This window comes from Sinomicrobium soli (assembly GCF_003285545.1).
Lineage (GTDB): Bacteria > Bacteroidota > Bacteroidia > Flavobacteriales > Flavobacteriaceae > Sinomicrobium.
This window is the reverse complement of sequence record NZ_QLNV01000004.1, coordinates 183,269-197,781: the sequence shown is the minus strand read 5'-3', so window position 1 is coordinate 197,781 and position 14,513 is coordinate 183,269. Positions and strand designations below refer to the sequence as shown.

12 protein-coding genes are annotated in these 14,513 nt (G+C 49.4%); 10 read left to right on the top strand and 2 right to left on the bottom strand.

What is annotated here, in order from left to right; all coding sequences use genetic code 11:
• The first annotated feature begins 104 nt into the window (after nt 1–104).
• Genes DN748_RS06510 through rodA form a run of 5 tightly spaced genes read left to right on the top strand, consistent with a single transcriptional unit; the run spans nt 105 to nt 5,643 of the window.
• Complete coding sequence (locus DN748_RS06510; RefSeq protein ID WP_112370974.1) at nt 105–1,133, top strand: rod shape-determining protein; 1,029 nt, start codon at nt 105–107, stop codon at nt 1,131–1,133.
• 15 nt (nt 1,134–1,148) lie between these two features.
• On the top strand, nt 1,149–1,979 hold the full coding sequence (mreC, locus tag DN748_RS06505) for a rod shape-determining protein MreC (RefSeq protein WP_112370973.1): 831 nt from the start codon (nt 1,149–1,151) through the stop codon (nt 1,977–1,979).
• On the top strand, nt 1,972–2,481 hold the full coding sequence (locus tag DN748_RS06500; protein ID WP_112370972.1) for a rod shape-determining protein MreD: 510 nt from the start codon (nt 1,972–1,974) through the stop codon (nt 2,479–2,481). Before mreC ends, DN748_RS06500 begins: the two co-directional genes overlap by 8 nt.
• Entirely contained in the window at nt 2,478–4,340 is a 1,863-nt protein-coding gene (gene mrdA / locus DN748_RS06495; RefSeq protein WP_112370971.1) for a penicillin-binding protein 2, read from the top strand. The genes DN748_RS06500 and mrdA overlap by 4 nt, the downstream gene beginning before the upstream one ends.
• Entirely contained in the window at nt 4,333–5,643 is a 1,311-nt protein-coding gene (gene rodA / locus DN748_RS06490; RefSeq protein ID WP_112370970.1) for a rod shape-determining protein RodA, read from the top strand. The genes mrdA and rodA overlap by 8 nt, the downstream gene beginning before the upstream one ends.
• Here rodA and DN748_RS06485 read toward each other — a convergent pair.
• Nucleotides 5,630–7,759: a carboxy terminal-processing peptidase gene (locus DN748_RS06485; RefSeq protein ID WP_112370969.1), complete on the bottom strand. Its 2,130-nt coding sequence runs from the start codon at nt 7,757–7,759 to the stop codon at nt 5,630–5,632. The two genes, rodA and DN748_RS06485, sit on opposite strands and share 14 nt — an antisense overlap.
• Before the next feature lie 329 nt (nt 7,760–8,088).
• Here DN748_RS06485 and surE point away from each other — a divergent pair, with 329 nt between their 5' ends.
• The 5 genes from surE to DN748_RS06460 all read left to right on the top strand — a co-directional run bounded on the left by surE (nt 8,089) and on the right by DN748_RS06460 (nt 13,134).
• Nucleotides 8,089–8,865: a 5'/3'-nucleotidase SurE gene (gene surE / locus DN748_RS06480; RefSeq protein WP_112370968.1), complete on the top strand. Its 777-nt coding sequence runs from the start codon at nt 8,089–8,091 to the stop codon at nt 8,863–8,865.
• On the top strand, nt 8,858–9,139 hold the full coding sequence (locus DN748_RS06475) for a hypothetical protein (RefSeq protein ID WP_112370967.1): 282 nt from the start codon (nt 8,858–8,860) through the stop codon (nt 9,137–9,139). Before surE ends, DN748_RS06475 begins: the two co-directional genes overlap by 8 nt.
• Nucleotides 9,140–9,280: 141 nt before the next feature.
• Complete coding sequence (gene lpxB, locus DN748_RS06470; protein WP_112370966.1) at nt 9,281–10,393, top strand: lipid-A-disaccharide synthase; 1,113 nt, start codon at nt 9,281–9,283, stop codon at nt 10,391–10,393.
• 104 nt (nt 10,394–10,497) lie between these two features.
• Entirely contained in the window at nt 10,498–11,058 is a 561-nt protein-coding gene (locus DN748_RS06465; RefSeq protein WP_112371150.1) for a C40 family peptidase, read from the top strand.
• Between the two features lie 42 nt (nt 11,059–11,100).
• On the top strand, nt 11,101–13,134 hold the full coding sequence (locus DN748_RS06460; protein ID WP_112370965.1) for a ComEC/Rec2 family competence protein: 2,034 nt from the start codon (nt 11,101–11,103) through the stop codon (nt 13,132–13,134).
• Nucleotides 13,135–13,136: 2 nt separating this feature from the next.
• Here DN748_RS06460 and DN748_RS06455 read toward each other — a convergent pair whose 3' ends face one another.
• Nucleotides 13,137–14,510 (bottom strand): peptide MFS transporter, encoded by a 1,374-nt coding sequence (locus DN748_RS06455; protein ID WP_112370964.1) that lies wholly within the window; start codon nt 14,508–14,510, stop codon nt 13,137–13,139.
• Nucleotides 14,511–14,513 lie beyond the last annotated feature (3 nt).

The window sequence follows — 14,513 nt, the reverse complement described above, 5'->3', positions numbered from 1 at the left end:
TTGAATTACAGCATATAAAATGCAGTAAAGTATTGTTACATTTGGGGCAAGGCCGAAAAAATACACTTTATACAAACGAGCAAACTGAATAATTTTACGCATACATGGGATTTTTTGACTTTTTAACAGAGGAAATTGCGATGGACCTCGGCACAGCCAATACGCTGATCATTCACAATGACAAGGTTGTTGTGGACAGCCCCTCTATAGTGGCCCGGGACCGCATCTCCGGAAAGATTATCGCCGTAGGTCAGCAGGCCAACCTGATGCAGGGAAAAACCCATGAAAACATAAAGACCATCCGTCCGCTGAAAGACGGGGTCATCGCCGATTTTGACGCCTCGGAAAAAATGATCAACATGTTTATCAAGAACATCCCGGCATTGAGGCGCAAACTCTTTCAGCCCGGCCTGCGGATGGTGATCTGTATCCCTTCGGGAATTACGGAGGTGGAAATGCGGGCGGTCAAGGAATCTGCCGAAAGGGTAAATGGCAAGGAGGTCTATCTTATCCACGAGCCCATGGCTGCGGCCATAGGGATCGGGATAGACATCATGGAGCCCAAGGGAAACATGATCGTAGACATAGGAGGCGGGACCACGGAAATAGCCGTCATCGCACTGGGAGGGATCGTATGTGACAAGTCGGTAAAAATTGCCGGGGATGTATTTACCAATGATATCGTCTATTATATGCGTACCCAGCACAACCTGTATGTAGGAGAATCTACGGCCGAAAATATCAAGATACAGATAGGCTCCGCCACGGAAGACCTGGAAACCCCGCCCGAGGAAATGAGTGTCCAGGGACGGGATCTCCTGACGGGAAAACCCAAACAGGTACACGTATCGTACCGGGAGATCGCCAAAGCACTTGACAAATCCATTCTCCGTATCGAGGACGCGGTCATGGAAACCCTGTCGCAAACTCCCCCCGAACTTGCAGCCGACATCTACAATACCGGGATTTACCTCGCCGGCGGAGGCTCCATGCTGCGCGGGCTGGACAAGCGGCTTTCACAAAAAACCGACCTGCCCGTATATATTGCCGAAGATCCGCTTCGCGCCGTGGTACGGGGAACGGGAATAGCACTGAAAAACATTTCCAGGTTTAAGAGTATACTGGTAAGATAGGTAAGGTAGGACGCCATGCAGAACATCGTCAATTTTTTTTTAAAGAACAGGTTCTTCTTTCTTTTTCTTGTTTTGCTGTCACTCTCCTTTTTTTTAACGGTGCAGTCGCACAACTATCACTCCAGTAAATTTATCAATTCGGCCAACTGGGTCACCGGAGGGATCTACAAAGCCTCAAGCGGGATTTCGGATTATTTCGGGCTGAGAACACACAATGTACAGCTGGTAGAGGAAAACAAGAGATTGCGGACACTGCTGTTTAACAACCGCCTGCCCTATCCCGACTCCATTCCTCCCGACTCCCTGCTACTCCGCGGTAATCAGGGATATATCGTACGGAATGCTTCGGTAATCAAGAACAGCTATAACACCCCGAAAAACTATGTCACCATAGACCGGGGAGAAAATGATGGGATCGCCCAGGACATGGGGGTTATAACTTCCAGAGGTATTGTCGGGATCATCGATAATACTTCCGGAAACTACGCTACCGTACAATCGGTGCTGAACACCCTTACCCGTATCAATGCACAGCTCAAAAACACCAATCACTTCGGCTCCCTGCAGTGGGACGGAAGATCGGAAAGGACCGTACAACTCGTAGATATTTCCCGTATTGCACCATTAAAAGAGGGAGATACCGTTATCACGGGGGGGATGTCCACCATATTCCCCAAGGGCATTCCCATAGGGACTATTGAGAATTACCACCTCGATATCTCTGAAAATTACTATATCATAAACGTGGCGCTGTTTAACGACATGACCAACCTCGGGCATGTTTACATTATAGAAAACACGAATAAGGAAGAAATTATGGAACTGGAACATTCGGTCAATGAATAACGGTGTTCTCGCAAATAGCATCCGGTTTATCGTACTGGTCCTGGCCCAGGTACTCATTTGCAACCACATATACCTGATGGGCTATATCAGCCCTTATATCTATGTGCTCTTCATTCTGCTGTACCCGTTAAAAGACGAAAACCGTGCCGCTTTTCTGCTGCTCTCCTTTTTAATCGGGCTGAGCGTCGATTTTTTCAGTGACAGCGGTGGTATCAATGCGGCGGCTTCCCTATGTATAGCTTATATACGCCCTGTCGTATTACGCTTTGCCTTTGGCAGTGCCTACGAATACCAGACACTGAAAATAAAGAACACCAATTTCGGGCAGCGATTCGTGTATATCTTTATCATGGTTTTAACACATCATTTCATTCTTTTCTCCCTGGAGATTTTTAGTTTTACACATCTGTTGACCATTTTGGAAAAGGCATTGTTCTCGGGTGCATTTACCCTCTTGCTCTGTCTTATATTCATTCCGTTATTTAGCGTTAAGAATCAATGAGGAAACTGTTACTGGCATCTGTTATCATCCTGGTGGCCCTGATCTATACAGGCAGGCTTTCCTACCTGCAACTTATTTCAGGGAACAGGGATAACCCGCTGGACGACACCGCTATAAAACAGGTTTACGATTACCCGGAACGCGGATATATCTACGACCGTAACGGTACGCTCCTGGTGGCCAACCAGCCTTCCTATGACGTTATGGTGATCCCCCGCGAGGTAAAACCCCTGGACACCATTGAATTCTGCTCCATGCTGAACATTACCAAAGAGGATTTCACTAAAAAATACAAAAAAGCCTATACCTATTCCCCGCGTTTGCCTTCGGTATTCCTGCCCCAGCTCACCAAGGCGGAATATGCCGCATTACAGGAAAAAATGCGGAAATACGAAGGGTTCTACATACAAAAGCGATCTCTCAGGCACTACCAGACCAGTCACGGCGCCAATATCTTCGGTTATATCAGGGAGGTGAGCGAATACGACCTGCAGAACAACCCGGAGTACATGTCGGGAGAGCTCATAGGAAAACAGGGCGTAGAGGAATATTACGAGGACACCCTGAAAGGCAGGAAAGGCGTCAAATTTATCCAGAAAGACCGTTTCAACAGGGATATAGGCCCCTACAAGAACGGCGTATACGATACGCTGCCCGTACAGGGAAAGGACATAGCACTTACCATTGACATCGACCTCCAGGCTTACGGAGAAGAACTCATGGCCCACAAACGCGGAGGCATCGTTGCACTGGAACCGAAAACCGGGCAGATCCTCGCCCTGGTCACCGCTCCCAGTTACGATCCTTCCCTCCTGGTAGGCAGGGAGCGTTCCAGGAACTACACACAACTGTATTACGATTCGATCGCCAAGCCCTTATACGACAGAAGCCTGCTGGCCATGTACCCCCCGGGGTCCCCATTCAAGGCGCTCAATGCCCTTGCTGCCCTGCAGGAAGGCGTGATCGATCCGCACACCAGGATCGGTTGCCAGAACGGGTATTACTATATGGGAAGAAGACTTATGGGATGCCATTGCGGAGGGGGTTCCAGGGACCTCGTAAAAGGGGTTGCCCTGTCCTGTAACGGCTATTTTGCCAATGTGTACCGCCGTATCATAGATAAATATCCTACCTCGGCAGAGGGCATGAATGCATGGGATAAACACATGCAAAGTTTCGGACTGGGCGACTACCTCGGGTATGACCTCCCCACCGGAAAAGCAGGAAGGATCCCGGATACCGATCTGTATAACCGCATGTACGGCAAAGGACGCTGGTATTCTACCACTAATATATCCAACGCCATCGGGCAGGGGGAAATACTGACCACTCCCATACAACTGGCCAATATCACGGCCATCATAGCCAACAGGGGATATTACTACACCCCGCACATCCTCAAAAGTATCGAGAACAAACCTCTTGAGAATACAAAATTTACAGAGCGGAAAAACACTACCATAGATCCGGAAAACTTCGGGCCGGTCATCGAAGGGATGGCCGAAGTTTACACTTCCGGAACGGCAAGATGGTTCCAGGTTCCGGATATAAACATAGCGGGAAAAACAGGGACCGCCGAAAATTTTATACGTCTGGACGGCGAACGCACCCAGCTTACCGACCATTCCATATTTGTGGCCTTTGCCCCGGTTGAAGACCCCAAAATAGCCATAGCTGTTTTTGTAGAGAACGGCTACTGGGGTTCCAGGTATGCCGGTCCCATAGCCTCGATCATGATTGAGAAATACCTCAAGGGGGAAGTAACGCGGAAAGACCTGGAAAAACGGATGCTGGAAGCCAGTCTCGAAGACGAATATGCAAAACCCCTAAGCGGAAAACCTTTCAGGATCAATGAATAATTCGGTGGTAAGAAATATGGACTGGCTCACCGTACTGCTGTACGCCCTTCTGGTATTTGCCGGGTGGATCAATATCTATTCCAGCAGTATTACAGACGGGTTAGAGACTTCCGTTTTCGATTTCTCCCAATACTACGGCAAGCAGCTTACGTTTATAGGCCTGAGTACTGTTTTCATCGTTTTGATCCTGGCCATAGACGCCAAGTTCTACCAGCGGTTCTCCGGGATCATCTACTTTATCTCCCTGGCCTCCCTGGCCGGGGTATTCATTTTCGGCAAGAACATAGCGGGACAAACGGCCTGGTACAACTTCGGCTTTATGAGCATACAGCCTGCGGAATTTGCAAAAACCGCTACGGCCCTGGCCCTCGCAGGGTATCTCAGCGATTCGCAGACCAATATCAAGTACTTCAGGGACCAGCTGAGGGCCTTTTTAATTATTGCCGGCCCGATGGTGTTCATTCTCCTGCAACCCGACCCGGGAAGTGCCATGGTATTTGCTTCATTTATCCTCGTATTGTACAGGGAGGGACTGCCTTCCGGCTACCTGCTTTGCGGCCTGGGAATGCTCACGCTTTTTATCACGACCCTGATCTTCGGTGCCATATGGGTAAGTGTCGCGGTCTTCCTGTTACTCACCCTGTATTTCATATGGCGGAAAAGAAAGAAAAAAGTGGTTTCCCTCCTGCCCTTCCTCACCCTCATGGTCATTACGGTACTGGTAACTTCAAGTGTCCGGTTTACTTTCGACCATATTTTCAAACAACATCACAGGGACCGTATCAGCTTATGGCTCAAACTGGAACACGACCCTGAAAAACTCAGGGAGATCAGGAGGTCTATCGGGTATAATACCTATCAGTCGGAATCTGCCATTTCTTCGGGCGGATTCTACGGTAAAGGATTTCTGGAAGGCACCCGTACGAAAGGTGGTTTTGTCCCCGAGCAGCATACCGACTATATTTTCAGTACGGTAGGAGAAGAATGGGGCTTTGCCGGCAGTACGGCAGTCATACTGCTGTTTACCTTTCTGCTGCTCCGGATACTGTTTCTCGCAGAACGCCAGAAATCCAAATTCAGCCGTATTTACGGTTACGGCGTTGCAGCCATACTGTTTTCCCACTTTACCATAAACATAGGCATGGTTATCGGCCTGCTGCCCACAGTGGGCATCCCCCTCCCGTTTTTCAGCTATGGCGGCTCCGGGCTATGGGCCTTTACCCTGCTGCTCTTTGTCTTTATCAAACTCGACGCCAACCAGATCAACGAGTGGGAAGACCTCAATGATGCTACTGTTTCCTGATCTGCGCCAGGCCCTTTTCAGACTCGTTTCTCAGATCCGTCAATACATTGAGTGCTTCCTCCACATATACGTCCCTGGAAAGGTTTTTATGCCAGCGCTCACGCCGGTCTCTCAAAATGGTATCCTGAGCAATCAGGGCATCTTCATAAGGGAGGGACTCAAAGGTCAGGTCTGTGCTGTATTCCGACAGTACATCAAACTTTTTGGCGACTTCCATATCCTCATCCACACTTTTGCGATAGGCTTCATAATTCAATGAAAAAGTGCTTTCATCCTGTTTCTTTTTTATCCATTGTGCATTTTCCTCCAGGAGGCCGATCTGTTCGTTTTCAGCCATCCTCTCCTTGCTTCTGGAAATGGCGTAATCGTAATTCACATGATCCTTTAAAGGGCGATAATCTGCCTCTGCTATTTTATCCCAGGGAAGCGGATTGATCTGATCTTTCTCCCCCAGGTCGATATAACTGTAGCGGTCCGGTATTACAATATCGCTCTTAACCCCCTCGAGCTGGGTAGAGCCTCCGTTTATCCTGTAGAATTTCTGGGTGGTCAGTTTCAGGGCCCCCACATCGCCATAGTCGTTCTTCTGCCCGAGGAACTGGTTCAGGTTTACCACATTCTGTACCGTTCCCTTTCCATAGGTCTGTTTGCTTCCTACAATTACCGCCCTCTTATAGTCCTGCATGGCGGCTGCGAGAATTTCAGAAGCCGAAGCCGAAAGTTCATTGACCAGGATCACCAGCGGGCCGTCCCACTGTACCCTGCTGTCGGTATCGGAGAGCACTTCCTGCTGTTTTCCCGAAGATTTGACCTGTACCACAGGCCCTTCTTTTATGAAAAACCCGGCCATGTCCACCACAGTCTTCAGCGAACCGCCACCGTTACCTCTCAGGTCAAGTACCAGCCCTTCCATGCCCTGTTCCTTCAATCGCTCGATCTCTTTTTCGACATCAGATGCTGCGTTCCGGCTTTCATAATCCTCAAAATCTATATAAAATTTGGGAAGGTTTATAATGCCGTATGTCCTCCCGTCCTTTTTAACCAGAGAGGTCCTGGCATAAGATTCTTCCAGTTCCACCACATCCCTGACAATCGATATGGTCTGGGTGGTCCCGTCTACTTTCTTCACGGTGAGTTTGACTTCCGAACCCTTGGGTCCCTTTATGAGCTTAACGGCATCGTCAAGCCTCATCCCTATGATGTCTACCGGCTCTTCTTCGCCCTGTGCCACCCTGAGGATCTCATCGCCCACTTCTACTTCATTACCTCGCCATGCAGGCCCTCCCGAAATAACCTCCACGATCTTTATGCGATCGTTTTTTCGCTGCAAACGGGCGCCGATCCCTTCAAACTTACCTGAAATACTGGCATCGAAACGGTCTTTATCATCAGGAGCAAAATAGAAGGTATGAGGGTCAAATTCCGTAACTATGGCATTGAGATACATGACAAACCAGTCTCTTCGCTCCAGGTCGTCTACAATATCAAAGTGCTCAGCCTGTGTTTTCAGTATTGATTCCCGGGCCTCCTTTTCAATATCCTCACCGGGTTTTACAGTATAGGAAGCATCCTTCTCCTTTTTGTCTTCCTCGTCCTCCATCCGGCTCACATAACTGCCAAGAGCAGCAAATTTGAGATATTTTCTCCACCTTTCCACACGATCATCTTCAGATTCCGGAAACGGAAGGTTCTCGTAATCCATATCAATATCCTCATTTTCGGAAAAATCGAAAGGCTTGCCGAGGATCTCTTTATAGATCTCTTCCCCTTCGGTTAAGCGTTTCACAAAACGATTGTGGACCAGGTCAAAAAAGCTGATGTCCGCACTCTGGATCTGGTCGTCTATCTTATCCTTATACTCCGAAAATTCATCGATATCCGACTGGAGGAAATACCGCCTGGACGGATCGAGCATTCCGATGTAATTGTCGAACACCTTTTCGGAAAAACTGTCGTCCACTTCAGACGGACTGAAATGCCACTTCTGGATCACAAACGAAAGCAGCTCCACCAGAAGCCTGTCTTTATCAGGATTATCGAATGTCTTATTGGTAAAGCTACAGGAAGCTGCCGATATCAGCAGGGCCGCCAGTACATACACAAAATTTCTTTTCATCTGTTCATTTTTTTTAACGCATTGCCGTTCCTTATACAGGAAAGAAAAATCCGGCTCATTCTACTCTGTTTCTTCTCTTTTTCCAAACAACCGTTACGCCTTTTCAAAAAAGGCATCACTTTACCCCGGTCGATTTGAAAACCCCTAAATTACTGAAAAAACCATGCCAGCACCACACAATGATACTAATTTTTTGTTAAACGCCTGTCATAATCCCGGTTTCCGGTACGGGCCGGCACCGGGCATGTCGCACCGCCAGGGGTAAGTTTTGCACACAGCTGGGGATAATTGCTTATTTTAGCATACCGTTTGAAAAGTACAGCACATAAATGAAAAAAAAACCTCTGATACTGGTTACCAATGACGACGGCATTGCCGCCCCGGGCATACGGGCACTGATCGAAGTCATGAAAGAGATCGGCAATGTCGTGGTGGTGGCCCCCGACAGTCCCCAATCCGGAAAGGGCCATGCCGTGACCATAGACGCCACCCTTTTCTGCAACCGGATAAACATAGACGACCAGGTCACGGAAGAATACAGTTGTTCGGGCACCCCGGTAGACTGTGTAAAACTGGCTGTAAACGAGCTGATAAAACAACAGCCGGATATCTGCGTAAGCGGGATCAACCACGGGTCGAATTCTTCGGTAAATGTCATTTATTCCGGTACCATGAGTGCTGCGGTAGAAGCCGGCCTGGAAGGAATTCCGGCCATAGGCTTTTCGCTGTGTGACTACTCCTGGGACGCCGATTTTGACGCAGTCAAGGATTACGTACGCACCATTACCCTCAATGCCCTTGAAAACGGCATGCCCAAGGGGGTCGTATTGAATGTGAATTTTCCCAGGCTCGGCAGGGACGAGATAAAAGGCGTTAAGGTCTGCCGCCAGGCCAATGCCCGCTGGGCGCAGGAATTCGACAAGCGGACCAACCCGCAGGGGAGGGAATATTACTGGCTGGACGGAAAATTCGTCAACCTCGACCGCGGAGAGGACACCGATGAATGGGCCCTGGCCAACGGTTATATTTCTGTAGTCCCCGTACAGTTCGACCTTACCGCACACCACGCCATACAAACCTTAAACTCCTGGAAACTGAATGATTAAAAAAGAGATTGCCATAGGATTTGCCGTTGGCCTTATCGCCAATATAGTGGGAGCATTGCTGTACATATTGCTGTTTTCCGGAACAGGGATTGCGGAAACCCTAAAAACGGCATTTGCGGAAGGGTACCTGGGAAGCATCTTCGCCCTCGGCGCATTGCTCAACCTGATTGCTTTTTTCGGCTTTCTGCGCCTGAGAAGGGATTACCGTGCCCGGGGAGTTTTACTGGCCACCATACTGACCGCCCTGCTTACCCTGCTGTATAAAGTGTTCTGATACAGTGGGGAACCGGAAGTACCGCCTGCCCCGGCATCGGGGGAGCGCGAAGCATGGAATTGTCATCCTAAGCACATTTGTAGTTCCTGGTTTGACCAGGCTGACCGACTACGAACTACGAACTAAAAAACCAAGAACCAAATGAAATACTATATTATCGCCGGAGAAGCCTCGGGAGACCTGCATGCCTCCAATCTTATGAAAGCGCTGAAAGAGGCTGATAAAGATGCCGATTTCCGGTTCTGGGGCGGCGACCTCATGGAAAGTGTAGGTGGTAAAATGGTAAAACACTACAAGGATCTCGCCTTTATGGGCTTTGCAGAAGTGTTGATGAATATCCGTACCATCCTGGGCAATATAAATTTCTGCAAAAAGGATATAGCCGGCTACGGTCCCGATGTTATCATATTTGTCGATTACCCGGGGTTTAATATGCGTATTGCCCGGTGGGCACGAAAAGAAGGATATCGCACGCACTATTATATATCCCCGCAGTTATGGGCCTGGAAAGAAAACAGGATCAGGGCGGTGAAAAGGGATATCGACAGCATGTATGTCATCCTGCCGTTTGAAAAAGACTTTTACGAAAAAAAACATCAGTACCCGGTACATTTTGTGGGCCACCCGCTGATCGATGCCATTGCGCAATACCCGAAAGTCAATGAATCTGACTTCCGTAAGAAATACGGCCTCGACCCTGAGAAACCGATCATCGCCCTCTTACCGGGCAGCCGGAAACAGGAAATACGGAAAATGCTGTCGGTCATGCTCGAAATGCCACATGATTTTCCCGGCTACCAGTTTGTGATCGCCGGGGCACCCGGACAGGACAGGGAATTTTACACCCCCTTTCTCAAAGATTCCAACATCAACCTTATCCGGAATAAGACATACGACCTGCTAAGCGTAGCCACCGCAGCCCTGGTAACCAGCGGTACAGCCACCCTGGAGACTGCCCTGTTCAAGGTGCCGGAGATCGTTTGTTACAAGGGCAACTGGATCTCCTATCAGATCGCAAAACGGATCATCACACTAAAATACATTTCCCTGGTAAATCTCGTGATGGACAAGGAAGTGGTGACCGAACTCATACAGGGCGACCTGAACCGCAAACGACTGAGAACGGAACTGAAAAAATTACTGACCCCGGAAAAACGGGAACAGATTTTCCGTGATTATTACGAACTCGAAAAAAAGCTCGGGGGACAAGGAGCCAGTAAAAATACAGCGGAACTTATTGTAAATGCACTTTAGTTAATTGTCATCTGACTTTGATCCGCAGCAAAGCTTTTGAAGCCACCATTGCAATATGGAAGCAAACACTTTTTTTACTAATTTAGCCCAAGAGCTTGTTTTCCATGATCAGAAACCTTTTTATTTGCTGCCTGCTTCTCTGTTTTTGCGCCTGTAAGTCGGGTAAAAAGACCGTTGAAAAACCCAGGACAATATCTGTCAAAGGAACCGGTACCGACCATCGTACGGTAACTGTGGAAGCCTGGCCCGCGGAACGCATGGAGAAAGAGAAAAGTTCAGGAAAGAGCATGGCAGACCCCATCATAAAAACAGCACTCTCCTATAACGGCACACGATATAAATACGGGGGCACCACCAGAAAAGGTATGGACTGCTCGGGACTGGTATACGTCTCGTTCCTGGAGCACGACATTGCCTTACAACGCGCCTCCTACCAGATGGCCACCCAGGGAAAAAAGATCAAGCTGAAAGAAGTGCGTAAGGGCGACCTGCTTTTTTTCAAGACCGGGAGAAAAAACCGGATAAATCACGTGGGCCTGGTCGTAGACATCAAGGACGAAGCCATACGTTTTATACACTCCACCACGTCGAGAGGCGTACTGGTCTCCTCCCTGAAAGAAGGATACTGGAACCACGCTTTTACCGAGGCCCGAAGAATATTGTAGTCTTTTACTTTCTTTACATGGTATTTTTAACTACATTTAACCATGTTACCTTGGGATTACAACAGTTTCCGGTTATTATTGCCGTTTTGCACGGGTATTGCCGTTGGCCTTACCTGTAACATCCCGCCCGGGATCCTCCTGTCATGTTCCCTGGTATTGCTGTTGCTCCTCGGCATATCCCATTATCTCACTCCCGTTTCGGGGCGTACGGTCAATTATTCCTTTATGGCCACAGCCTTCATACTGCTATGGTGTGTCGGATTGTACAGGATCAATTCGGAAAAGCCCCGGTATATCCCCGATCACTACAGCCATTTTATCCGCGGCAGCGACACCCTGGTCATTACGCCCCTGCACCGGCTGAAGCCTACTTCCCGGAACCTTCGTTATACAGTACGGGTCGACCGTATAAACGGGAAACCGGCCGGGGGAAAGGTCATATGTCACATAAGCAGGGAATCCGTACCGGTAGTCATGTCCACGGGGCACTCCTATTCCGTAAAAGGCAATCTCCGGAACATCCGCCCACCCCGGAACCCGCATCAGTTCAATTACCGCAACTACCTGCACCGGCAGTTCATCTATCACCAGCTTTATCTTGAGGCATCCGGGATACAGGTGTTGCCCGCCGGTAAAAACAACATATATGCGATTGCCGGAAAACTGCGGAACGACGCTACCCGGCTGTTGCAAAAAAACGGGTTCGAAGGAGATGCCCTGGCCGTCATGCAGGCACTTTTACTGGGAGAGCGGCAGGATATACCGGACGCCCTATACAACGATTATGCCGCTGCGGGGGCCATACATATACTCGCCGTTTCTGGCCTGCATGTAGGAATACTGTTGTTCCTGCTCCATTACGCGCTGTTCCCCTTCGATTACATCAGGTACGGCCGCATCCCGAAATTCATCATTACGGTTTCGGCGCTCTGGCTCTTCGCATGTATCGCGGGACTATCGCCCTCGGTAGTCAGGGCCACCACCATGTTCACCTTTCTCGCCTTCTCCGTACAGTTGCGACGCACCCCGGAGGTAAGGAACACCCTTTTTGTTTCCATGTTCGTACTGCTCCTCATAAAACCGGATTTCCTGTCCGACACCGGGTTTCAGCTGAGTTATGCCGCCGTATTCTCCATTGTGTACTTTCATCCTGTCCTGATGTCTGTCCGGAACCCCTCAAATCCCATCCTGCGTTACTTCTGGCAACTCGCCGGGGTGTCCGTTACCGCACAGCTCGGAGTACTCCCTCTCAGTCTCTATTACTTTCACCGGTTTCCCGCCCTCTTTCTCCTTACCAATATCGTGGTCGTTCCCCTCACCGGCATCATCATGTCTGCCGGGGTCCTTATTCTCATCCTCGCCCTGACCGGACTGTTACCGCCGGTATTCGTTCAGGCCTGTACCTTCCTTATAGCGAGAATGAATGCCTTTATCTCCCTGGCCGGCCGGCAGGAGAGCCTTGTTTTTGACGATATCTTTTTCAGTGCGGAACTGTTGGTAATCTCCTATATTTTCACGGGGTCCCTTCTCCTCCTGTTCTCCGGGCCTACAAGAAAGGCCCGGCTCCTGGTATGGGCGTCGGCGGGCCTGCTGGCCGGCATACCGGGCTACCGGCACCTGCATCCCGCAGAAAAAGAAGAATTTATCATCTGGCATCAATACCGTCAGACCTTTATCACCCGGCAATCCGGTTCCCGGGTAGCGGTATATCGTGCCGAAAATGATACGGTTCCCTTAAAAAGGATGCTCGGAGGTTTTCCGAGGGAAGAAGGGATCAGCCGGATAAACGTCCACAACCTGCTTCCCGGCTATGATTTCGGAGACCAGTTTGTTCTTTACGTAAACCGATCCGACATTGAGCATTACCTGTCCGCTCCGAAAGCCGATTATATCCTGCTCTCGCAGTCGCCCCGGATAAACCTGGAACGCCTTATACAATACCACATGCCAAAAGCCGTCATCGCAGACGGGAACAACGCACCATACCTGGTTGCATTGTGGAAATCGACCTGTGATAAAAAAGGGCTCCCTTTTCACAACACGTATGAAAAGGGAGCGTATGTTCTAAGTCCGTAAATCTATGCCTCCGCCACGGCCTCCCGGACAGCTCCTTCCCCGTCTTCTGCACCGTGCGTAAGCCTTTTGAGGGGTTTGAGCAATAAGATCACAACGATCCCTATCAGCGTCCAGATCACTGCGATCCCCGTAAACACCTCGAAATCTCCCATAGATTGGGCAAGCACTCCCAGTTTTCCCGCAAAATAATTCCCAAACCCGGTAGCTGCCCAGTACAGTCCCATAATGATGGAAGCGTATTTGAGGGGAGCCAGCTTGGTAATAAAAGACAAGGATACCGGGGAAGAGCACAGTTCTCCGATGGTATGAAAGAGATAAGCCAGGATCAGCCAATACATCGCTGACGAGCCGGTAGCATTATACTGGGCAGAAGCAGCACTCATAAAGCCAAAACCGAGTGCCATAATAATAAGCCCTATGGCGATCTTAAACAGGGAAGACGATTCATTTCCCTTTCTTCTCCACTTCAGCCAGAACGAGCCTACTACCGTAGCCAGCGTAATGATGAAGAACGAATTAACCGACTGGAATACGGAGGCCGGTATTTCGAACAGACCGAAAAATGACCGGTCCGTTTTCTGCTGTGCGTAAAGGTTCATCAGCCCCCCGGCCTGCTCAAAAGCGGCCCAGAAAAGTATGATAAGGAGGAACGACAGCAATAATACCTTAACCCTGTCTTTCTCCACCGGGGTAAGAGGGCGGTTGAGTATTTCCCGGTCTTTTTCATTCTTGGCAGAAATAAGGTCGCCTACGCCCCTCAGGTATTTCTGGCCCCACATGTATACGATCTGCCCCAGGAACATCCCTATGGCCGCCAGTCCGAAACCATAATGCCAGTTGATCTTTTCCCCTACATAGCCGCAAATTATGGGCGCTGCAAATCCGCCGATATTTATACCCATATAGAAGATATAGAAACCGAGGTCGCGTCTCTCATCCTTGGGCTTGTACAGGCCACCTACCATAGAAGAGATATTCGGTTTGAGGCAGCCTACCCCGAGGATAATGAACAAGCAGCCTATATAAAATGACAACTCCGAGTTCAGGGCAAGAACCGTATGCCCTATACACAGCAGGAGCCCGCCCAGCATTACCGTCTTTTTCTGCCCCAGTATACGATCGGCCAGCCAGCCTCCCGGAATGGAAGAAACATAGACCAGCATGGTATACATGCCGTAGAGCGACAGTGCCTCTTCATTGGTCCAGCCGAATCCCGGGTTTTCTTCTGTTGTTGCAGAAACCAGGAACAGGGTAAACAAAGCACGCATCCCGTAATAACTGAAACGTTCCCACATTTCGGTAAAAAACAGGATATACAATCCTGCCGGGTGCCCGAACAGTTCCCTCTCGTGTGCTGGTTTGGTTGTCGTTGCCATGTA

Coding starts and splice junctions, on each gene's coding strand:
- DN748_RS06510 (WP_112370974.1), top strand. CDS start 105: ATGGGATTTTTTGACTTTTTAACAGAGGAAATTGCGATGGACCTCGGC.
- mreC (WP_112370973.1), top strand. CDS start 1,149: ATGCAGAACATCGTCAATTTTTTTTTAAAGAACAGGTTCTTCTTTCTT.
- DN748_RS06500 (WP_112370972.1), top strand. CDS start 1,972: ATGAATAACGGTGTTCTCGCAAATAGCATCCGGTTTATCGTACTGGTC.
- mrdA (WP_112370971.1), top strand. CDS start 2,478: ATGAGGAAACTGTTACTGGCATCTGTTATCATCCTGGTGGCCCTGATC.
- rodA (WP_112370970.1), top strand. CDS start 4,333: ATGAATAATTCGGTGGTAAGAAATATGGACTGGCTCACCGTACTGCTG.
- DN748_RS06485 (WP_112370969.1), bottom strand. CDS start 7,759: ATGAAAAGAAATTTTGTGTATGTACTGGCGGCCCTGCTGATATCGGCA.
- surE (WP_112370968.1), top strand. CDS start 8,089: ATGAAAAAAAAACCTCTGATACTGGTTACCAATGACGACGGCATTGCC.
- DN748_RS06475 (WP_112370967.1), top strand. CDS start 8,858: ATGATTAAAAAAGAGATTGCCATAGGATTTGCCGTTGGCCTTATCGCC.
- lpxB (WP_112370966.1), top strand. CDS start 9,281: ATGAAATACTATATTATCGCCGGAGAAGCCTCGGGAGACCTGCATGCC.
- DN748_RS06465 (WP_112371150.1), top strand. CDS start 10,498: ATGATCAGAAACCTTTTTATTTGCTGCCTGCTTCTCTGTTTTTGCGCC.
- DN748_RS06460 (WP_112370965.1), top strand. CDS start 11,101: ATGTTACCTTGGGATTACAACAGTTTCCGGTTATTATTGCCGTTTTGC.
- DN748_RS06455 (WP_112370964.1), bottom strand. CDS start 14,510: ATGGCAACGACAACCAAACCAGCACACGAGAGGGAACTGTTCGGGCAC.